Source organism: Pseudomonas sp. SG20052 (assembly GCF_031766055.1).
Classification (GTDB): domain Bacteria; phylum Pseudomonadota; class Gammaproteobacteria; order Pseudomonadales; family Pseudomonadaceae; genus Aquipseudomonas; species Aquipseudomonas mandelii.
This window is the reverse complement of record NZ_CP134498.1, coordinates 924,178-946,393: the sequence shown is the minus strand read 5'-3', so window position 1 is coordinate 946,393 and position 22,216 is coordinate 924,178. Positions and strand designations below refer to the sequence as shown.

Genomic DNA, 22,216 nt, shown 5'->3' with positions numbered 1-22,216 from the left:
TATGCTACCAACTCAAATAGCTAGCTTAATTTTTTGACCTTGAATTTTAATCCATGGTGAGGCGCACGCCTCTAAGCTCACCACTCACGTTTATAAGCACGCCCGTATGAATTTCGCTACAGCCACGCTTTTCCCGCTTGCGCCCTCATAAAATAAAGAAATCTAACGAGGCTAATACCGCGGAGCTTGAGCGCAATCAAACTCCTTAATTATAAACTCACACCCCATCTAAATTAATCGAACAACTAGCATTTCCATGCATTAGTTTTACAATTAATGGCAATTTGACACCCATACTCAAATACACATAATCTATGAAACGTTCAACAGCCACCACAAAGGATATACAATGAGCTCAGACGAAATTGACATCATTCAAAAAGCAATGGGATTGCCCGATTACGCGTTAATAAAAAAGCTTGCAGCCGCTTTATGGCAACAAAATCCTTCGAATCATGGCGCTGCAATAATGATAGGTGCAGGATTTACTCGATGTGCCGCGGAGAGTGGCGACACGTCGAAATCCCCCCCTCTTTGGTTAGATCTTTCGCGTAAACTGGCACAGGAACTTGATCCCTCCAACCCAGATCTGCCCTACTCAGATCCTCTCCGCCTAGCTGAAGAATATCGTGCTCATTTTGGGCAACAAACGATGATCGATCTGTTAAGAAGCAGCATCAATGACTCCGCCTGGCGTCCTGGAAAATTTTACAACACACTGCTAGATTTTCCATGGACGGAAATCCTTACTACCAATTGGGACACACTATTAGAACGTGCCGCCGTAAACGTTCACCATCGGGTGTATAATACTGTAACTAAACAAGCTGATCTCTCGTACGTCCGCCCCCCAAGGATCGTTAAGTTACATGGAACAATCGATATAACTGAAGAGCTAATTTTCACTCAAGAAGATTATAGAAAATACCCACAAACACATGCAGCCTACGTAAATTTCGCAAGACAAATATTTATTGAAAATGAACTATGCCTAATAGGATTTTCAGGCGACGACCCAAATTTTCTACAATGGGCTGGCTGGGTTAGAGACAATCTTACTGCTCACGCCCGAAAAATTTATTTAATCGGTGCGCTTCGCTTAACGCCTGGAAAACGTAAATACTTAGAATCTTTGAATGTAGCCCCTATCGATTTGGAAAGCCTTGTTGACGGCTATGACGACCCAAATTTAAAGCATATAAAGGCCACTGAGATCTTCTTCGAAATACTAAATCTGCTCAAGCCGGATGAGCCCTCCGATTGGAGTCCAAAACGAATAGAAAGCTCAACACCCATTGAACAATATATCTCAACACTTGAATCAGATAGAAATTCATATCCAGGATGGCTGGTATGCCCTCCTTCGCTGCGCTGGGAACTACAAACACAAATAAGCATATCTACTTTCAATCCAAATTCACTAACTCTAATTTCAGCCAGTAATCGTGCGAAGCTGCTATATGAAAAAGCATGGCGCCACAGCTTAACTTATGAAATAGTCCCCCAATGGCTAGCCAATGAATTACTAAAAATCTGCAACCCTGAAACATCAGACACTCTAAATAAGAAGCAGCAATTAGAAATAGCTTTACTACTACTTCAAAATACACGCTGGCATGAATACGACACCGTAAATAGCCTTTCGGTATCAGACATAACAACCCTTATACTAGAAGAAAACTCAAAGCACTGGCCTGATGTTATTAATGAGATCGCATACCATAAGGCCTTAATCGCCAGAGACAACCTTAACTATATTGAACTTGAGCTTTTTACGAGAAAAATCTCAGAACAGGAGTCCATTTGGAAAATAAGGAAAGCCTCTCTTTTATCGGAGTTAGGGCTATCCGATGAGGGTGAAACCCTAGTTTCGATGGCGTACAATGAACTTCGTAATCAATATCGCAAAGACAGCACTTCCTTATACATATTGTCCCGCTTGTCGTGGGCTCACTTTGTAATGCACGGAATAAATCTTGGGAATTTTGGCAAGCCTATTGACCCGCTCCCATCCAACTATAAGAAATGGAAATGCGATCCACGCGATCATATTGAACATATCGAAAGACGAGTACATAAGGAGCTAGAAAGCCATTACAAGCAACAAATAGAACCCTTATTCACCCCTGGACACTACAGAGAAAAGTCAGACTCAATCAACTTAAGCAATGAACTTCATATCCTTCTTTTAGTCGATGGCACGTCTCGAAACGCAGGACTGCCAATAACATGGAAGGACGTCAACTTCATAAAGTCCATCATCGAAAACATTACGACACTTAATATTTTAGCAAATAGAGAGCGATTCAGCCTAACTCTTCGCATATCTAGTTACGAGAAATCCAAAGCCATTACAAATGCCTTTTCGAGAATGAAGCTCGCATGCGCAAAGCAGGAAGATATAGACAACGCAATAAACTACTGCACCAACGCTGTAGCCTATTGGCAAAATAAACTTGCAACCGCAACATTAGAAAATAAAGTTCAGCACATACAACGCCTTAGAGTATTCATTGAAGTACTTGGTAGACTTTTGATTCGAGCGACACCTGAAATCTCAAAAAAAGCTTTTCAACTAGCAATATCCATGGGACATGAAAAATATGCCAGTGCTATATGGCTACACAGCCCTATAAGCAACTTATTGAACAACGCACTCGCCAGCATTCCTGAGAGCCAGCATCACGAACTTCTACTAGACGCCTTGAATTTCCCTCTCCCACATACTAAGGGTAATCCAGAGTGGCCTAACCCAGTCATATACAAGCCTGGAGTTAGAAGCCACAACCACAGCTTAAATCATAGAATTTCTGAAATTATCCGAACAATTTCTACTGACTCTCTAGCGCCTCGCCAAGGCATAACAAACCCTTTGCCTGATATTCCTTCAGAAATCATAAGCGGTATAAATAACATCATTAAGCTACCATCGATCTCCACTCCATCCCTTAGCCGACTATTACCATTGCTCATCAATAATTTCACGTCTGACTCAGAGAACGATGAACTTTCCATTGCTATATTTGGGAAAGACTTTAATTATTCAGCCCTACCAAATTCCGACTTTTTCCCGCACGTATTTAAATATTTTCCCACAAGCGATACAACAAGGCTTAATCTACTAATTTCGAATACTTTATTTGCAAAGCCCTGTAACACAAACCCTACGCATTTGAGTGCCATTATTGCTGCTTCGACCGATACTTCCGCACAGATTCTTCCAACTCATCAGCAGGCCATTGATTACTTCGATGTAATGACTCTTTGGCGCCTTCCAACGGATGCGAACAGCCCGCTAAATATATTCGAATCTAAAAGCGCAGACATTGCAGACTTGATCGGTCAAGCTCTCGCGTACTCTATCGTCCCATCCTTACTGCCTCAAGATTTGACCCTAGAACGTTTTGAGACGCTCAAGGAATATTTTAGCCATACTTTGGCATCTTCTCTCGCTCTAGCCTTAGTCCATTTTCACGGAGTAAGTGAAGAAATTGATGTCGAAATTCACAGAGTAATTCGCCGATCCCTACAAGAAAAGCAACCAAACAAGGTTAGATTCGCGGCATTAGCCGCACTCAAACTCAGGGAATTAACAGACTCTGATAACGCAAAAAACCTGATCTCAAGAGTCGTATATCTAGTTGAATCAGGACGTAAAACTAGTCTTGCGCATCTCCTATGGGTTATCAGAGAGTCTTACAGAAAAAACCTATTAGACAACGACGAGCTAGGTACGATCCGAGATAGTCTTCCCATTATCTTTGAAGAGTCTAATTACCATACAATTGACCATGACAGCAGGGATGCGGTAGACGCCTCACTTATACGTGCAGAGTGTGTGAAGCTAGCTCACATCATCCTAGAGTCTTCTAATAATACTTACAGCGACCTAAAAACCATGATAGAGGCTGCAACAACTGACCCCCTACCCGAAGTACGGTTTGCGACTTTTTCGATGTAAATCGAAAACACCTAAAGCGCGCGGCGTAAGGAGCCGCGCCTTCTACTAGGCGATCATCAACCAAATGCTATGCCTCCGCTACTTCCCTGCACGACGTACACAAATCAAATAAACTCTACATCTCAGCAGAACCCTAAACAAAAACGAATTAAATCCCAGCTATGGGCAGTTCATTGCCAATCATGGTTACGAGGCGTGCTGGTCAGATCAAATACAAACGGATGGTCAAATGGAGCACAGTATTCCAACTGGTATTCCAACTAAAAATTCAAATAGTTATTAATTTTATAAATCAATAATTTACAGGACCGATTCAACTTACCCCGGCCCACCAAATGATCAATCAAAGACGTCCACGGACGTCTTTTTTGTGCCTGAAAATCCAGCGCGTCACATGCTCATGCGCTCGTATACGCCAGTTCTCGTTCTGTCCCGTCAACACCGCGAGAATCCAGTGTACCCCCGGCCTGTGGGCCTGTCGGATGGGTGGTGGCGGCTGCAAAGCGACCTGAAACGCGTGCCTGCCACCTCGTTAGTACTATGAGCGGGTCATGGCGCCAACCGATAGGTGGACTGCACCAGACCTGAAGGAAAGCTGCGGCTGGATACCAGTTTCAATCCAATGTCCTGCTGAAGGGCTCCGAACAATGGCCTTCCCGATCCGATCAGCACGGGTACGGTGGTAATCACCATATCGGCGACTAATCCATCGCGCAGGAAGGATTGCACCAACTGCCCGCCATCGACATAGACCCGATGCACGCCCTGCCTCGCCAGTTCCGCCATCGCGTCCCTGGGGGCAAGGTTCGAGAAACGCAGCTTGCCCTTCAGGGCCTCGGGCACCGGCGAATTGGCCAGCTGTGCAGAAAGCACCACGACGGGCCGATCGTAAAACCATGTGTCGAAGGTCAGCACCTTCTCATAGCTTCCCCGCCCCATCACGATGACCTCCTTGTCGGCGATGAAGGCAGAGTAGCCATGATCTTCAGTTGGATCATCACGTTGCAGGAGCCAGTCGATGTCGCCATCTGGCCGGGCGATGAAGCCGTCCAGACTGACGGCGATGAAAACATGTGCAGTGGCCATCGGGACCTCCTTATTAAACGACGTTTACGCAGGATCATAAGCCGAATAAGCGGCTCGCCTTCGCTTGGCAGTTATACGAAGTCGTGGGAGTGCTGGAATGTGGGCGGGTTGAAATTTCGGGTAGGGGCTTCGAACCAGGCTAGGACTGACAGAAACTTCTGATCCTGGAAGCATTTTTAAACAAAAAATCCGGGGTGGGTCCTACAGACGCTGTGATTTTCAGGGACGTTTCCGACAGGTTCCGGCGGTTGTCGGGTAGGAAGCGGAGCGGATAGGCTTTGTGGGTCGCTGCACATCAGCGACCGGGCCTGGAAACCCGAGGGAAAGAGCTAATCAGTAGTCCACATGACATAATGCGGCGTTTTTTCGGCCCGCGTTTCAATGTTATGGCGGCTGTGTGCGGGAGACCTTCGGGTCTGCCAAGGGTTAGCTCCTACCTCGGTTTTCCAGCCCTCGCACAGCTGCCACCCTCTCGCCTGGAAACGAAAGTGGCAGCTCCAATTATTTAGGAGCTTTTACCATGATCAAAGAAACACCAAACCCGCCCGCCCCGGACGACGTTTCCCCCTACGAATCCATCGATTCAAAAAAACTCCACGAAGCCGCCGACCGTGCGCTCGATCACTACCTGAACCCCTGCGCCCTGAAATCCCCCATGATCCGCAAGCCGAGCACGATGTTTCTCGTTGCGCCGGATATCAAGGACGAAGACTTGCTCGCCCATACCTGTGAATCGTTGGCCCAGGCCAGTGTGATGGCGGGTGATTTTGCGGGGTATCTGGAAGGTCCGCATCGACACACGGCGATGGCGATTCAGCAGATTGTGATGCTGGCTGAACTGGCGGTGAATCGGATGCTGGATAACGTTGAAGTGCCGAGATCTTCACCACGCAGTTGATACCCCTGTGGGAGCGGGCTTGCTCACGAAATTGGCGAATCAGTCGACATTGTTGTTGAATGACAAACCGTATTCGCGAGCAGGCTCGCTCCCACATTAGTCCGGTGGGTGGCTGGGATTCAAAGCACCTTCAAATCCACCGACACATGCCCCCGCGTCATCCGCGAATATGGGCACATCTCGTGCGCAGCGTCAGCCAGTTCCCGTTTCACCCTCTCTTCCAACCCGGGAAAGTTGACGTTCAACCTGACCGCTAATTGAAAATCCCCAGCGCCGGTTTTGCCCAGATCGACCTCGGCGTCCACCGAGGTGTCTTCCGGCAATTTGATCTTCATCTTGCCCGCCGCCACCTGTATCGCGCCGATGAAGCAGGCGGAATACCCCAGCGCAAACAGTTGCTCCGGATTGGTGCCCGGCTTGCCCGAGCCGGGCGAGCTGAATTTGACGTCCAGCTCGCCGTCGCTTGATTTGCCGGTGCCGGTGCGACCGCCGACTGTGTGGGTTTTTGCGGTGTAGAGAACGGTTTCCAGTGCAGCACTCATGACAGTGACTCCTGATCAGGATTGAACGACGGCGAGCTCATTTCGAGGCCTCGCCCAGGGTGCCGGTGTAGTGCGCCAGGCGTTTTTCGACGTCGGCTTTTTTCTGCAGGCCAAGCTCCATCAGTTGGGTGATGCGTTGCTGCGCCGCCGGGCGTTTGACCGAGCCGATGAAACCGTCCCATTCGGCGGCGATGGCTTCGTTGGGTGGCAGGCTGGCGGCGTCGACCAGGCGCTTGATGTCGGCGATCGACTGTTTGTCGAACCGGGCAATGCGCCGGGCCATGGTGTCGACGAATGCATCGAGTTCGGCATCGGGCAGCGCACGGTTGACGTAGCCGTAGCGTTCGGCGAGTTCGCCATTGATGTCGTTGCCGGTGAGCAGCACTTCCAGCGCGCGCCCACGACCCATCAGCCGTGGCAGGCGTGCCATCGGGCCGCCGCCGGGCACCAGGGCGGCGCCGATTTCCCATTGCGAGAGGATGGCTTTTTCGCGGCTGGCGAAACGCATGTCGCTGGCCAGGGCCAGTTCGCTGCCGACGCCGGTGGCGCGACCGCGAATGGACACTATCGAGACCACGGGCGCCTTGCTCAAGCGAACCAGCATATCGGGCAGCGGTGGCAGGCCGGTGGGGCCGTTGGGCAGGCTGGTGGTGTCGGTCAGCGGCGGGACGAAGTCGTAGTGGGTGAGGAAGAAGTCTGGAACGTCACTGTCGAAGACCACAACCACCACTTTCGGATCGGTCTCGATGGCCGTGACGACCTCATTCAGTTGCGGCATGGTCTCGGGGCCGTAGATGTTGTACGGCGGGTTGTGGAAGGTGACGCGCCAATACTCGGGGGTAAGGCGGGTGAGCTTGATCTCCTGTTTTGCTGCGTGGGTGGACGGGGTCTTGTCGGGTTGTGAAGCGGATGCGGTCGATGCTTCACCGGCGAGAGACGGGTCGGTGGCCGCCATGCTGGCGACAATGATCGTGGCATTGAATAGCTGCAGTCTCATGGGAAAACCTCCAGTTGAAAAACATGTGGTCCCCGCGAACAACGTTCTACAGTCTGAAGCAGATAATGGGCATGTCGGAAAGGTCCGGCTGAACAAGCCTAGCAGCGCAACTCCGGCTGACAAGTGACGTCAGTCGGACAAAAAAAAGGCACTGGCGATGATCGCCAGTGCCTTTTTTGCCTGAACCGTAACGTCAGCGAGACAGCATGAAAGTGTCGTACTCCAGATCTTCCAGCGCCGTCGAAAGCCTGTGCAAACCCAGCAATACACAAATCAGCAACGACAGCGTAAACCCATACCCGAAGAAGCTTGGCCCCAGGTACATGCTGAACAACGTCAGCATCGCGTTCAACACCGCAAACAGCACGCACAGCTCCAGCACCACGGTGCGCTTGTCGAGGTAGAAGAACACGTTGAGCAACGCCATGAACACCACCTGGATGCTCACGCCGATCAGGTCGATGTAGAACAGCGGCAGGTAATAACTGGAGATACCCAGCCATTCCAGCAGGCGCGGCGCGAACAGGAACAACAGCACCGCCGTCAGCCCCTGCACCTTGCAGATTTCCAGCAGGCCCTGGCGGATCGACAAGGTCATCTCGGTTTTCAGTTGCCCGATGTGTTGCAGGGTTTCACCTTCGCGGATCGCCCGGAACAGACGGTCGTACCACTCGGCAAAGTCGGTCTCGATGCGCACCAGAAACACCGCCATGCCGGGGATGATCGCCAGATACGCGAGGAAGATCGGCAAGTCGTAGAGGATCGAAGCGCGCAGCGGGCCGACGATTTCGTTGGAGGTGCCGGGGTTGAACCAGAACAGGAATTTGTCGATCCAGATCCCCAGGTTGTAGAAGAAACCGGTGGCCAGCAGGCTGAGGAACACGTTGCGCCGGTCGAGGAAATCGAAGGCGATCAGCTTCTCGGCGCGGTACTCGCGCAGGATGTCGTAGAGGAACAGGAACAGCAGCGTGCTGTGCCCGATCAACAGCGCCAGCAGCAAGCCCGGCATCTGCAAAAAGCTCAACAGGTAGGCGCTCGCGACCATCAGCGTGTAACCCACCAGCATCACCAGCAGAATGCGGTTATAGGCCTTCATCCCCGAGAGGAAGATGATCACCAGCCACAAGTTGCACAGCACCACGAAGTTCGCCAACACCAGTACGCGGTAAATCAGCGGCTCATCGAACAACAAGCCCAGCACGACGATCCCCAACAACCCGGCGCCGAGGGTGACCAGCAACAACACCCCCAACAGGTTGGGCAGGATCTGATCGTACTTGTGCTCGAACAAACGGTCGGAGACGAATCGCGTGAAGAACAACTGCAAGCCGCCCGTCAGGATCAACGAGGTGGCCATCAGGTACGTCACCGTCACCAGGAACTGTCCGACCAGCATGTTCGGCAGCAACAGGCCGATGCTGATGATGCCCACCAGCATGACACTGATGATCGACAACACCCACGGCCCGGAGCTGATCAGCCCGGCGTAGACGTAGGCGTGCAAGGTCGCCGTGTAGGAATCACGCGAAAGGATTTTTCGCAGTTCAAAGCCAATACCGGCCATTTAGCTGTTCTCCATGGCGGCTTGATACAGGTCGCGGTAACGCTGCAGCATCAAGGCTTCGGTGTAGTAACGATTGACCCGCAACAAGCCGCTGGCCTGGGCGGCCTGCCAGCGTCGCGGGCTGCGCAACAGTTCAAGGATCGCGGCGCACGTGGCTTGTGGGTCGGCAATCGCCACCACTTTGCCGGCGTGTCCGAGGTCACGGTCTTCGGCACTGCCGCCTTCGATCAACTCGCGGCACGAACCCACGTCGCTGCTGACCACCGGCGTACCGGCGGCCCAGGCTTCGAGGATCACCAGCGGCTGCGCTTCACTGATCGAGGTCAGCACCATCAGGCCGAGTTTCGGCAGGATGTCCTGAATGCGCTGGAAGCCAAGGAAATGCACCTTGCCTTCCAGGCCCAGACTGGCCATCAGGCTGCGGCATTCGCTGACGTATTCCGGGTCTTCCTCTTCCGGACCGACGATCCAGCCTTCAGCTTGCGGCATGGCACTGATCACCCCGCGCATCGCCCGCAGATAGGTTTTCACGTCCTTGATCGGCACCACACGGCCGATCAAACCGACCACAGGCGCAATGCCGTGGGCGCGGGATTCCAGCGCTGCGGTCCACATCGGCAGGTCGATGCCATTCGGAATGACTTGAGTACGGGTCGCGAGGGCGCCGTCCTTGATCTGGCGCTGACGGTTGCCGTCGTAGAGCGCGATGATGTTGTCGGCGCTGTTGTAGGTCAGTTGGCCAATGCGCTCGAAGAAACGCACCCACAAGGTGCGGATGTAACCCGAGCCGGCATCGAGGCTGCGGTTCAGCGCCTGACCGGAACTCTCGGCGATCCAGCTGGCCTGGGCCAGGTCGATCTTGCGTTCCTTGGTGTAGATCCCGTGTTCGCTGAGCAAGTAGGTGCAATTCCAACGCTGCTTGAGGATGCAACCCAGAAAGCCCGCGTACCCGGTGGAAATCGAATGCAGCACCCGCGCCTTCGGCATCCGTTGCGCGGCTTCGGCGAGCATCAGCAACGGCGACTGCATCGCGCGCAGGGTCCAGAAATAATTGACGAAGGACGGATCGGCGCAATGCTGGCGATAGCCTTCGCTCAGCGACTCCCAACTGGCGCGGCTGCGCAGCACGTCGTCGAGGGTCATGTGGCCCTGGGCGATGCAGTCGAGCAAGCGTTCGCCCAGGGCCGGGTCTGGCGCATCCGGGTGATGCAGGAAGCGATACAAATCCTGCAACTGCTGCGGGTCAGCCTCGCGCGGCTCTACGTGCGTGTTGGTCGGATGGGTCGCATCTTCGAGGAACACTTCTTCGATGTGCAGCACGTTGGCCGGTATTTCGTAGCGCCGGGTCGGATAGGCCTGACGCTGGCCGCCGATGAACATCACCGAAAAGGTCAGTTCCGGCAGGCCGAGGATCATCTGGTGAATCCAGCTGGAAACGCCGCCACGCACGTAAGGCCAGGTGCCTTCGAGCAGCAGACAGATGTCGGCAACCGGTGCCTGTTCCTTGTGACTCATGTCCAGCTCCTGACCAATGCGGCGAACGGCGGCCGCTGACGGGTTTCCTCGGGAAGGCGGGCGAGCAAACCGGGAATTTCGTGGTAACGACCGGCCTCGAACGCCAGCTCGGCGCGAAACGGCAGCACCTGCGCCGCGCCCATGCCGTTCTCTTGAGCCTGACTCAGCAGCACTTCGGCACGCTCGACATCGCCTCGCTCCAGCGCGATTCGCCCTGCCAGCAGGAACAGCTCACCGCCCTCGCCCGCTTTCAAGCCTTGCTCGGCATGTTCGCTGGCCTGGGTCAGCACGTGATCAAGCACGCTGCCTTGCGCCAGGCCCAGATACGCCAGCTCCCAATACCAACGCGCCAGCCTGCCGTGCAGCGCACCCGCCGTCTTGGCGTTGGCGTTGACCAGTTCGCCGAGCGCGATCTGGATGTGCAGGTTGATGTCGCTTTCCTGCTTGTCGAGCATCGAATACGCCAGCAGCCGCACATCGTCACTCGGGTCACCGAGGGCCAGCTTGAGAATCGGCACCGCTTCTTTGCCGGGCATGCGCCGAGTCGCCAAGAGGGCGGCCAGACGCTGATCCGGATCCGGGGCATGGCGCAACACGTCCTGCAAACCGCCATCGGCAAAGATCGGCGAGTGCAGTTGCAATTGCGCGCGGAACGGCAGTTTCGGGATGCCCACCGCTTGCCACGCTTGCTTGTCGCGTTTGCGCGGCAGGTACAGCGCCGGGAAGATCGCCGCCACTACGCCGACCGCGCCGAGCACCGGCACGAAGAACGCCAGGCTAAAGATAAACAGCGGGCTCCACGGCAGCGGCGAACGGTAGCGCGCCGGCAGCAACAGCCACACGGCCGCGCACAACATCACGCACGCCAGGCCGTGGCTGAGGGTGAACACCAGCAATTGTTGCAACTCGGGCGCGGTGAGCCACAAGCTGGCCCAACTGCCCGCCTCTAACAACAAGGCTCCGCTAAACAGCCACTTGCTGATCATTCAGGCCACACTCGTTGAACAGGAAATTACGCAGCCCGTTGCGTTCACAGCCAGGCTCCAGGTTGAACGGCAACACGCGCACGCCGAGGCTGTCGAGGCTGCTTTCAATGCCAAAGTGCTCGTGCAGCATCAGGTTCATCCGCGCCAGATAACCTTCGGTGCCTTGCGGACTGGTCAACGGCAACAGCACCAGCAACAGCTGATGATCGCGGTTATTACGCAGCGGCAATTGCAGGTCGAGGCCACGCTGGCTGCGCTCGAACAGACGCGACAGCTCATCGTTGGGGCGGGTCAATTCGAAGGCAAAAAGGCCGGCCGCCAGTTTGTGCTGCTCGACATCCACCAGCGAACGCTTGAGTTGCAGCGTGAACTGCTGCGCATCAGCGTCGGCCAGTTGCAGCACTTGCGGGTCGCGGCGCAGCAGGTCGGCGATGTGCCCGGCGAGCAACGCCAACAAGCTCAGCGTGCGATCCTGGAACGCGAAGAACGGCATCTGCCGCACCGCCAGAATCGCCAGCAAACGACCTTCGGCATCGATCAGCGGAATGCAGGCCTGCAACGACGAGAATTGCGCCGAGCTGCCGGCATCAATCAGTTCCTGACGCACGCTGACCAGTTCACCGCGTTCCAGGCACAGCTTGACCAGACCGTCTTCGGTGCCCAACGGCCCCATGACGCCGATGGTCGCCAAGGCTTCGGGCAACACGTTCTCTTCGCGTTCATCGACGCGATACAGCCCGGCCACGCGTAGCGCACCGTACTGACCGAGCATGGCCACGATCGGCTCGGCCAGCGCGGCCAGTGCATCGCCTTCGTCCGGCATCACCCGCAGTTTGTCGCGCAAGCCCAGCAAGGAACTGCGCAAGCTTTGATCGCTGCCCGCCACGCGCTGCTCCAGCAGGTCGTGGGAGACCCGCAAAATCTGGTGCGCGCGGGTGAATTCGTCGAGTCGATACTGGCGGTAATCGTTGGCCATCTGCAGACGCTGCAAGCGCCGTTCCCACAGATCGCGAACCTCGCCCACCAGCATGCCGCTGACCAGCACGCCAACAATGAATGACGGATCAAGCTGGGCGTAGGCTTCATGCCCACTGTAGCGCAGGGCGAACAACGCCATCACCAGCAGACTGGCGCTGAGCAAGCCGCGCACGAAACCGTAGCGCACACCCAACAGCAGCGGCGCCAGCACCGGCCAGGGAAAACCGGCGTGCATTTGCAACGGGTCTTGCGGGGTCAGCCATAAGCCCAGGCCAATCGCCGCGCCGGTGACCAACAGCGTTTCCAGCCAAGACACCGGGCCGCTGGCACGCGGCGCGAGGCTGTAATCCATGTGAGGAGAATTCATTGCATTCACTCGAACCGAAGGGCGCCAACAAGTGTGTCGAGCACCGTTTGCGCGGTGCCGGCGAGGCTTTCACGGGACCAGCCCGCACGCGCGCCGCTCTTGCTCCAGAGCACACGACCGCTGCTGGCCTCGAGCACGCGCAGGCTGATGCCCACTGCCGGTTCGCCGTCCAGACCGTTCTTGTACTGCCACTCTTCAACGCTGCCAGCGACCACGTAATCAAGCTTCTGATCACGTGCCCAATCGAGGGCGCCGGCCAAACGTTCGTTGTCGTCCATCAGTGCTTGTTCGCCCTGAGTACTGACCGGGTAAACCCGTGGTTGCAGACCGTGGCTGCTGAGCACGCTGAGCAGGATCTGCTCGGCGCGTTCGCCGGCTTGCGGGGTTTGCGAGTAGTTGATCATCGGCACGGTGCCCCACTTCGCAGTACGCGCAAAGTTCGGGCTGGTGTCGCCGGTAAAGCTGGCGCAACCGGCGACGAACAGGACTGCCAGAGCCAGGCTCAGATTACGAATTGCTTGCATCAGTTTTTCTCCCGTAAACATTTCATGATCAGCGTCCGAATCGCACGCCGTAGCTCACACCCAGTGTTCCGCCCGCCTGACCGTCCCCGCCTTGTGGCGCGGATTGGTAGCCAACGGTGAGGGCCAATTCGTCACCGCCCAGCACTTCGACGCCGATCCCGGTGTTGATGCCGTAGTTGAAGGTTTGATCCAGCCATTGCCAGCCCGCCGTTACATCCACCAGCCAGGTGTATTGCGGGCGAGTGCGCACCAGGGCGCCCGGCAAGCCGCGACGCCATGAGCTACCGACATACAGTTGGCCGTAACGGCTTTGCAGCAGATCGTTGGCCGTCACGATCGCGGGATCGTCCGAGTCATCAACGCTTTTCACTGGACCGTCGTTGGCGCTGGACAGGTACTCCAGCGTGCGGTCCTTGACGTTGTTGTGCTGATAATCGACACCGCTGCGCACGGTCCAGTTAGGTCCGGCGAATTCCAGCGAGTGGTTGTATTCCATCTTCAGCGCCTGGCCGTTGCCCAAGGAATCGCCCGCACGAGTCGAGAACGATTTCTGTGCCACTTCCCAGCTGATCTGATCCCGCGCCGAGAACCCGTGACGACCGCCGACCCACACACTGTCGTGCTGGCCGAAAGCGCGCATCAGGCCGCTGTCTTCGCTTTTGCGATGCCAGTCCAGACCGGTCTCGATCTGGTCGCTGGCGCTCAACTGCCAGGTCCGGGACAGGCCCAGGCCAGTGCGGTCGTCGTCCTTGCGCTGGCTGGTGTCGGCGAACAGTTTGTAGCCGCCGTCTTCCACCGAACGTTGCAGGGTCAGCGCAGCGTTGCGCTCATCGCCCATGCGCGATTCGATCAGCTGATCGCTGTTGTAGGTGCCATTCTCCAACTCAAGATTGGCGTACCACTGAGCGCCAAGGTTGTGCGCGATTTGCAGGCGCGGGGTGTTGAATTCCAGGCCACCGAAATCCTGTTGATGCCAGGACAGCTGCGCGCCCTGCGGCGTCAATTCCTGCAACTCGGCAGCCTGACGGCGCAACTGCTCGCGCACGGCAGCCGGTTGATCGTCACCCAGCGCGGACTGGCTGAGGTCGAGGGCTTCGTCGAAGCGGCCGAGACGACTCAAGGCCTGGGCGCGTTGCGCCGGGTTGAGGTCGCTACTGGCCAACAGCGTTTCGATTTGCGCCTTGTTGCGGCTGCGCAGCGCCTGCTGTATTTCTTCGTAACGCTGAACCTTCAAGCCTTGGCTGCGCGCCCACTCCAGCCACTGGTCTTTCTGCGATTCCTGGTTCGTCGCGTCGAGACGCGCCAGCAACCGCTCGAACCACAATTGCAGCATGGCCGGCGAGCCGTCTTTCCACTTCGCCACCTCCTGCTGTGCCTTGGCCGGCGAATAACTGCTGGCCATCAAGCGCAACCAGATCGCATAACGCTGGGACGATGGCTGAATGTCTTCGCCTTCGGAGCTGCGCAGCAGCTTCAGGCGCAACCGTTGGGCCGCGTCCTGATAACCGGCGCTTTCCAATGCATCGGCGTAGGCCGCACGCACCAGCCAATCCTGCGGACTGGTCTTGAGGTACATCCGATACCAGGCCAACGCTTCGGTATCGCGACCGAGCATCTGGCTGGCACTGGCGAACGGCAGCCAGAGGATTCGGTCCTGACGCGCCTGGGGTTTCCATTCCGTCAGCAAAGGCTTGAGCGCGGCGGTGTTGCCTTGATCAACGTACAGCCACATCAGGCGCTCGCGGAACAGGTTGTCATCCGGGAAACGCGACAGGCCCAACAGGTACAAACGCTGCGCCTCGTCGATATTTCCCTGCTGCACCGCCAAGGCACCGCGAATCGCCAGCACTTGTGCTTGCTCGTTGGCTTCCGGGTATTGCTCGGCGTCTTTGAGCAGCGCGACCACTTGCGGCCAGTCCTGCAATTCCTGGGCTTGCTGCAAGGATTCAACCAGACGCTGCGGATCCCGGGTGCGCTTCCAGCTGCCGACCATCATGGTCAGCGCCCGCTTCGGATCGCTGGTGCGGTACATCGTGATCAGCTGACTCTCGTCGCCACTGTTCAGCGAACCCTTGAGCGCGAGGAGTTTCTCCAGGGAAAACTGCAGCTCGTCATCGAGCTCCAGATCCCACGCCAGCGCAGCGCGCAAGCGCCAGTAACCCTCATCGGTGATCTTGCGGTTATCAACCTGCAATACCTCCCACGCCGCCTGATTATCAAACAGCTTAAGGTCGGTATTGGCCCAGTCGATGCGCTCGGTCGTCGTCAGCGCGAAGCGTTTCGAGTAGCGCTGATAGACCTCGGTTTTCTGTGCGAACTGCCCGGTGTTTTCCAGGTTCTGCAGCAGGCGTGTCCAGGCCAGGCGATGCGCCGGGTACTTGCGCAAGTAGGCGTGCAACCAGGCTTCGGCCTGGGCCGGTGTGCCGCGGGATTCGTGAGCGTAGATCAGCGCATCGAGTTCGACGTCGGTCAGCGCACGTTGCTCCTTGATCTCGGCGAGCAAGGGAATCGCATGGTCAAAGTCGAACTGCTGACTCGCCAAACGCCAGGCGTGTTCACGGGTTTGCGGGTCTTCGTGCAGCTTGAGCAGGCGAATCCAGTAGCCGAGGGCGGCCTGACTGTCGCCACGCCATTCGCCCAGATGCCCCATTTGCTCGAGCAATGCCAAGTCATCCGGGTGCTCAGCCACCAGCTGCTGACCACTGTCCCACGCACCGGCCAAATCGCCGAGGGCCAGGCGCATGCTGAATTCCTTGCGCAGGATTTGTGGGTTGTCCGGCTGCAACACGCGCCACTGATCCAGAAAGCGCTGCGCCAGATCAAAGCGTTTGCTGCCAACGGCAACGTCGACGCCTTGCTCCAGCCACGGCGAATCGGTTTGCGGATCCTTGAGCTGATCCAGTTCATCGGCCAGTACGCGCGCAGCCTGTTCACCGCGACCGGCGGCCAACAGACTGTTGAACGCCAGTTGCGCGTATTCGCGACGCTCGGACGCTTGTTGGCTGTCCTGTTTGAGCAGCAGATAAATGTCGGCGGCGCGGCCAGGTTGCTCACCGGCCAGGTACCACTGCGCGGCGGACTTGAGCGAAGCGATGCGCTGGGCCGGGTCGCGATCGGCGATTTCTTCGTAGACGCTGGCAGCGAAAGCTGGCGCCTGTAAGGTCAACGCCAGCTTGGCCAGGTTGTGCAATTGCGGCAGCGGCAACAGGCGGTGATCGAAGCTTTGCAGGCGTTCGATCAAGGCTTTCTGCGCGATCGGATCATCGGCTTTCGCCGCTTCCAATGCATCGAGTTCCAGCCGGTAATAGGCCTGCAACTCAACGACCGGTTTCGGCCAGTTCTCAAGGTGCAGGCGCGCTTTCGGGTAGTCGCCGAGACGGATCAGCAGATCGACCAGCTGCAAGCGCAGGTGATCGTCATCCGGGTGCGCGGCCAGCAGCAATTCGGCGTAATTGGCCGAGACCGCATCGGGCTCACGGCCGTCCGGCTGGAACACTTCTTCGCGCTGGAACGTCAGCCACAACAGGCCGCCCACGGCCACAGCCACCACCGCCAATGCCCAGGGATTGAGCAGGCGCCGGCTTTTAGTTGCTGAGGCGTTAGATGCAGTAGAGCTGACCATGACTCACCTGCTTCATTGGTAATTGAAAAGTCCACAGACCGGCGGATGCCTTGCCTGCAAAAGTTTGCCCGTCCACTTCCACCCGGCATCTGCTCGCCGAGCGCACGGAGAAGCTCAGGTCCACTTGACCGGCAAACGAAAAGCTCACGTGTTTTTCATCCACATATTTCCAGTCCACCAACGGCAGGTTGGCCTCCTCCAGCGCCGGCCGTTCATCCCGGTCGGGACGCAACACCAGCAACGCCTGGTCGCTGCTCAACGCCACATACCGGCCTTGCGGCAAGTCACGAACACCGGCAACGCCTTGCGAACGCAGCAGGTCCGGCCAGCCCATTTGCGGGTCGAGTCGAAGGGTGCGCAGCGCGTCCATGCCGCGAACCTGCCAGTCACCCTCGGCGGTGCGCGCCAGACTGGCCTGATACAAACCGTGCACACGATCGAGGTAGTCGCTCATCCACAGCGACATCGGTTGCTGGTCCTTCATGTAGCCGTAGATCTCGTTCATCGCCTTGATCGAGGCCTGCTTGGTGCTCGAATAGAAGTGGTAATACAGGTGCAGGCCGCGCAAGCGCCGTGGGCTGTCGGTGAGTTCGAAGGTGTCGATCACATCGCGGAAACCGTAATACGGCCCCTTCCACAGGTTGGTGTAGAGGTTCTCGTTGATGATCGGCGCGTAGTACTGCAGGCCGCCTTCGGTGGGACGCAGCAAAGGATTGAGGCCGGTCAGCGACGGGTTCGCCTTGGTCAGCATGGTCTCGGCGCCGTTGACGTTTTTCAGGCCCGCGTCGTAGGCCAGCTTCAAGGTCGCTGCCGAGGGCAAGGCATCGCCCGGCCAGAAGACCAGCTTCACCGGTTTTTCCGGGGTGGTGAGCTGCTGGTTGATGTAGTCGCGCGAGCCAAAAATCTCGCGGCGGAAATCGATTTTGTCGTAGCCCGGAATGGCCATCTTCAAGCCGTATTCCGGGTTGAAGTTCTCACGTTTCTGCGCCACTTCCGGCTGCATGAAAAACGGATGGCTGAAGGTGTGGGTGGCGACTTCGACTTTCGGGTTGGCAAACAACTCACGGGCAATGGGTTCCAGTTCGCGCGCCAGGAACGGGAACATGCCGCGCGGTGAAATCTCGCCTTCGACGATCGACACCGAAGTCAGGAACGGGTTGGGCCGGATGAAATCGTCGAGCACCTGCTTGCCGGCATACGGCGTGCCGCGCACTTCAGCGCGCGACGGAAAACCATCGCCGTCGATGTGCACGGTGGCGATGCGGCGGCCGTTTTCGGTGGTGGTGTCCGGACGCGGCTGAACCGGCAGGCGCAAGCTGGCCTGGAGGAAAGCGAACGGATCGAGAATCCAGCGGCTGCGTTCGTTATTCGTTTCGAGAATGTACGGCGCAAGGGCAACACCGCCCCACTCGGCCGTCGCCACCGGGGCAAATGTCTGGCCGTCGGCAGCGGTCAGCAGCAACGCGGCTTTCGGGCCTTTGGGCAGCAGGGAGATTGCGGTCAGGTCACGGGACCGGGGCTGCACCGGGGCTTCGAAAGCGCCGATCAGCGCCTTGTCCTGATAGCTGATGGTCAAGGCCTGAGTACCGATCGGCGCCGAGCGGTTCAGGCCCAGGCGCTTGAGCAGTAGCGGGTCTTGAATCGGCAGGCCGGAAAAGAACACCACTGGCACCTGTTCGTCCAGACGTTTGCCGATCCAGCTATTGAAAGCCGATGCGTCCTGCGGCGGGCCGCTGGTCATCCAGGTCACGATCCCGGCGTACAAACCGCTGAAACGGTGCTCCGGCAGCGAGCCGTCGACCGGCAGGTAATCGACCCGGTAGCCGAGGTATTCAAGCAAACCGCCGAGCAAGGTGTGCCCGGCGTTGCGCACCAGATCGCCTTCGCGCGGGTCGTAAAGCAGCGCGATTCGGCGCGGCTGGATTTCGATGCTGCTGATGCCCATCGAGTCCAGCTCAGGCGTGCCGATATAGGGAATGAAGCCCTCATCGCGCAGACGCTTGGCCAGTTTGCGCGCTTCATCGCGGCGCTCCGGCGGCAGATAGTCAATCGCTACCAGCGGAATACCTTTGGCGCGCAACGGCTGGATCTGGGTTTCCAGCCATTCGCGGTCGGCTTCCGGTACCGGGCGATAACGCTTGGCGGAAGCATCCCAACCGGCATGAATCGATTCGATTGCAACGGCGGCGGCCACGCCATCGAGGTCGGGCAGCACTTCGAAGCCACGGTTGAAAAACAGCTTCAGGTTCGGTTGGCGCTGGTGCAATTCCCGCAGGAAACCGGCGAGTGCCACACGCTGTGTTTCTCGTGCCGACTCCGGCAGCAACTGGAAGCTGTCGAGGGTATCGAGGAACAACCCGGCGTAGCCTTCGGCCTGCAACGCCTTGGCTCGGCCGAACAAATGTTCACGCCAGGCAGGTGCCGCGAGGTCCATGACCTGGCTGTCCCACGCGCCATTGCGCACCGGGCTGACCGCCCCGGTGAGAGAGGCTTTGTCGAGTTCGGCCTTGCCACCATGGAACTCGCCCACCGACAGGTAGGCGAACGGTTGGCTGCCCAACTTGCGCAGGGTTTTGACGTCGCCCGCGGTCAGATGCCCCGGCTCGACCACTGACCAGTCGAACTGAGCCAACTCGGAAATGGGTGGTTGATCGGCGTACCAGAAAACCACGCTGGCGGGTTGCGGCAATGCTGCGGCCTGAACAGCGGGCCCACTCACGAACAACGCTAAAGCGGCGAGCAGCCGTTTAGCGGCCGCGCGGACACGCGTCCTGCGAAAAACGATTTCCATAACTCACTCTTGAATGGACTGAACCGATACTGCTTGGATGTCGGACAGTGGAACCGGCCGGGTTACAGGCTGCGAATAAGCTGCGACAGCCCCTTGCCGATGGCGGTCGGTTCCGGGAGCTTGAAACGCTCCAGCAGGCGACTGTTGTTGGCGCGCGAATGGCGAATGTCGCCTTGACGTGGCGCGTGATGAATCACCTTCAACGGGCTGCCGGTGACGGTGCCCAATTCGGCGATCAGATCGTTGAGGCTGGTGGAACGACTCAGGCCAACGTTTACCGCGCCGGGGCTCGGTTCACTGACTTCCAGGGACTGCACGAGAATGCTCACCAGGTCCTGGACATAGACGAAGTCGCGGGTCTGCGAACCGTCGCCGAAAATCGCCACCGACTGCTCGGCCAAGGCCAGCTTGGTAAAGATGCTGATCACGCCGGAGTACGGCGATGACGGATCCTGGCGTGGGCCGAAGATGTTGAAGAACCGAAAGATCATCGGTTCCAGACCATGTTCGCGGCGATAGAAATCGAGGTATTGCTCGCTGGCCAGTTTGTCGCTGGCATACGGCGTGAGCGGGGATTTTGGCGTGTCTTCGTGAATCGCCGTGCCTTCGCCGTTGTTGCCGTAGATAGCAGCGCTGGACGCGAACACCACGCGCTTGATCCCGGCCTTCACCATGCTTTCGCACACGTTGAGGGTGCCGACGAAGTTGCTTTGATGGGTGCTGACCGGATCATCCACCGATGCTTGCACCGAGGCCACTGCGGCCAGGTGAACGACAGCACCGCAATCGCGCATGGCTTGTGCCACTACGGCGCCGTCCGCGACATCACCGATGACCAGGTTCAGATTGGCATTGTCCATCGGCAGATTGCTGACTTTTCCAGTCGACAAATTATCCAGCACGCGAACCTTGTAGCCCTTGCCCAGCAAGGCTTCTACGAGGTGCGACCCAATAAAACCGGCACCGCCAGTCACCAGTATTCGCTCAACAAACATGAAATCTCTCCCTGAACATTAGAGCGGATACGAGTGGTTGAAGTCCGCCAACTTTGTGGCGCAAGGCCATCAAAACGCGGCCGATAATGGGAGATCAGATTGACACTGTCAATACTTTGTCTAATTTATCGCCGAGCGGTAATTAGCCCCCAAAATCGTCACTTATTTGACGGCAGTTATCAGTTACAGGCCGTCATACAATTGCCACTTCTGACCCGCAAACTCCGTCTGCGCCGGAACTCACGCCAGGCTTCAAGCCCTCCTCATCTTCGACGCTTCAGCTCAGCTTCGCGAATCAGACCGGCGCGCTGGCGTGAAGCCTTGGGAGCATCATTTCAAGCACACGATATGATCAGATGAGCTGTAATCAATTTGGGTCGGGCTATTGAGCGTTGTCGCGCTTGCAGGAAATCAAACATGAACATCTGGCTTGCCGCCGCGCTTGCGGCCATTGTTTCCCTGTCTGCACAAGCGGCCACTAAAGTTACGCCACGAGTCGAACGAGTCACTTTCGAAAAAGGCGCCGACGCTGTCGAGTTCAACCAGTCCATCCAGGGCCCGCTCACCGCGCAATACCGAGTGAGTGCAAAGGCGGGTCAAATACTGACCGTCGACCTCAAGCCTTCCAATACATCTGCCTACTTCAACATCACCGCCAAAGGCGCGGACTACGCGCTGTTTAACGGCTCGATCATGGGCAATCATTTCATGGGGCCATTACCCGCCGATGGTGAGTACACGGTTCAGGTGTACCTCATGCGCAACGCCGCACGGCGCAATGAGGTGGCGAACTACAACCTTTCATTGAACCTAAGCCCCGCTGATGCCTCGGGCAGCACTCGACCGTTTGACCAGACGCTTGAATTACAGGGCATCCGGTTTCATGTGACGACGGAGGGGATCGATGACCACCGTGTGCTGCGTATTTCACCTCAAGGGCTGGAAACCGATAATTCAGACTTCACACGGCCATTGACGGGAAACGTCGTCCGGGCCGAGGTGGCGGACCTTGATCGGGATGGCTCGCCAGAGCTTTACGTCTTTGCCCGATCACCGGGACGCGGGTTGCCGGGTGAACTCGTCGCCTATTCAGCGAATCGCAAAAAATCGCTCAGCGAGATTTATCTTCCGCCGGTCAGTGAGGACGTCGAGGCAGCCGAGGGCTATCAGGGCGAGGATGAGTTTGCGGTGGTGGAAAATGTGCTGGTGCGGCGCTTTCCGGTTTATGAGAGTGCGGACGCCGGGGCCGGGAGGACGGGGAAGATGCGCGAGGTTCGGTATCGGTTGATGGCTGGGGAGGCTGGGTGGGTTTTGCGGAGGGGTGAAGTTATCGTGTATTGAGCATTCGGTAACTGGAGAGCCTGCACAACGTCGGTATACGGTCCTAGGA

At 57.0% G+C, this 22,216-nt stretch carries 14 protein-coding genes; 3 read left to right on the top strand and 11 right to left on the bottom strand.

Translation table 11 applies throughout. The annotated features are described in order from the left end of the window. Positions 1-349: 349 nt before the first annotated feature. Positions 350-3,961 carry an SIR2 family protein gene (locus RHP74_RS04170; protein ID WP_223508468.1) on the top strand — a complete coding sequence of 1,204 codons (3,612 nt, stop codon included), beginning with the start codon at positions 350-352 and terminating at the stop codon, positions 3,959-3,961. A gap of 549 nt (positions 3,962-4,510) precedes the next feature. Here RHP74_RS04170 and RHP74_RS04165 read toward each other — a convergent pair. Then, on the bottom strand, positions 4,511-5,047 hold the full coding sequence (locus RHP74_RS04165; RefSeq protein ID WP_077747361.1) for a dihydrofolate reductase family protein: 537 nt from the start codon (positions 5,045-5,047) through the stop codon (positions 4,511-4,513). A gap of 520 nt (positions 5,048-5,567) precedes the next feature. Between RHP74_RS04165 and RHP74_RS04160 the strand changes: the two genes are divergently transcribed. Next, positions 5,568-5,945 carry a DUF6124 family protein gene (locus tag RHP74_RS04160; RefSeq protein WP_145309778.1) on the top strand — a complete coding sequence of 126 codons (378 nt, stop codon included), beginning with the start codon at positions 5,568-5,570 and terminating at the stop codon, positions 5,943-5,945. Between the two features lie 119 nt (positions 5,946-6,064). Here RHP74_RS04160 and RHP74_RS04155 read toward each other — a convergent pair whose 3' ends face one another. The 10 genes from RHP74_RS04155 to RHP74_RS04110 form a co-directional block, all read right to left on the bottom strand. Continuing rightward, complete coding sequence (locus RHP74_RS04155) at positions 6,065-6,487, bottom strand: organic hydroperoxide resistance protein (protein WP_102593588.1); 423 nt, start codon at positions 6,485-6,487, stop codon at positions 6,065-6,067. Positions 6,488-6,524: 37 nt separating this feature from the next. Beyond that, complete coding sequence (locus tag RHP74_RS04150) at positions 6,525-7,484, bottom strand: enoyl-CoA hydratase/isomerase family protein (RefSeq protein ID WP_311097978.1); 960 nt, start codon at positions 7,482-7,484, stop codon at positions 6,525-6,527. A 193-nt stretch (positions 7,485-7,677) separates the two neighbouring features. Then, positions 7,678-9,048: an exopolysaccharide Pel transporter PelG gene (gene pelG / locus RHP74_RS04145; RefSeq protein ID WP_010463655.1), complete on the bottom strand. Its 1,371-nt coding sequence runs from the start codon at positions 9,046-9,048 to the stop codon at positions 7,678-7,680. Continuing rightward, on the bottom strand, positions 9,049-10,563 hold the full coding sequence (gene pelF, locus RHP74_RS04140; protein WP_010463656.1) for a GT4 family glycosyltransferase PelF: 1,515 nt from the start codon (positions 10,561-10,563) through the stop codon (positions 9,049-9,051). It abuts the gene before it with no gap. Beyond that, positions 10,560-11,549 carry a lipopolysaccharide assembly protein LapB gene (locus tag RHP74_RS04135; protein WP_010463659.1) on the bottom strand — a complete coding sequence of 330 codons (990 nt, stop codon included), beginning with the start codon at positions 11,547-11,549 and terminating at the stop codon, positions 10,560-10,562. Before RHP74_RS04135 ends, pelF begins: the two co-directional genes overlap by 4 nt. Next, a complete protein-coding gene (locus RHP74_RS04130; protein ID WP_145309782.1) occupies positions 11,527-12,894 on the bottom strand; it encodes a PelD GGDEF domain-containing protein in 1,368 nt (455 codons plus the stop codon). Before RHP74_RS04130 ends, RHP74_RS04135 begins: the two co-directional genes overlap by 23 nt. A gap of 5 nt (positions 12,895-12,899) precedes the next feature. Continuing rightward, entirely contained in the window at positions 12,900-13,418 is a 519-nt protein-coding gene (locus tag RHP74_RS04125; protein WP_010463662.1) for a hypothetical protein, read from the bottom strand. A 28-nt stretch (positions 13,419-13,446) separates the two neighbouring features. Then, the gene (locus RHP74_RS04120; RefSeq protein ID WP_311097972.1) at positions 13,447-17,040 is read right to left on the bottom strand and encodes a tetratricopeptide repeat protein; all 3,594 of its coding nucleotides are present in this window, start codon (positions 17,038-17,040) and stop codon (positions 13,447-13,449) included. Beyond that, positions 17,018-19,831 carry a bifunctional glycoside hydrolase 114/ polysaccharide deacetylase family protein gene (locus RHP74_RS04115; protein ID WP_311097970.1) on the bottom strand — a complete coding sequence of 938 codons (2,814 nt, stop codon included), beginning with the start codon at positions 19,829-19,831 and terminating at the stop codon, positions 17,018-17,020. The genes RHP74_RS04120 and RHP74_RS04115 overlap by 23 nt, the downstream gene beginning before the upstream one ends. A 62-nt stretch (positions 19,832-19,893) precedes the next feature. Next, positions 19,894-20,826: an NAD-dependent epimerase/dehydratase family protein gene (locus tag RHP74_RS04110; RefSeq protein WP_010463668.1), complete on the bottom strand. Its 933-nt coding sequence runs from the start codon at positions 20,824-20,826 to the stop codon at positions 19,894-19,896. A gap of 417 nt (positions 20,827-21,243) precedes the next feature. Between RHP74_RS04110 and RHP74_RS04105 the strand changes: the two genes are divergently transcribed. Continuing rightward, a complete protein-coding gene (locus RHP74_RS04105; protein ID WP_311097967.1) occupies positions 21,244-22,167 on the top strand; it encodes a hypothetical protein in 924 nt (307 codons plus the stop codon). Positions 22,168-22,216: the final 49 nt, after the last annotated feature.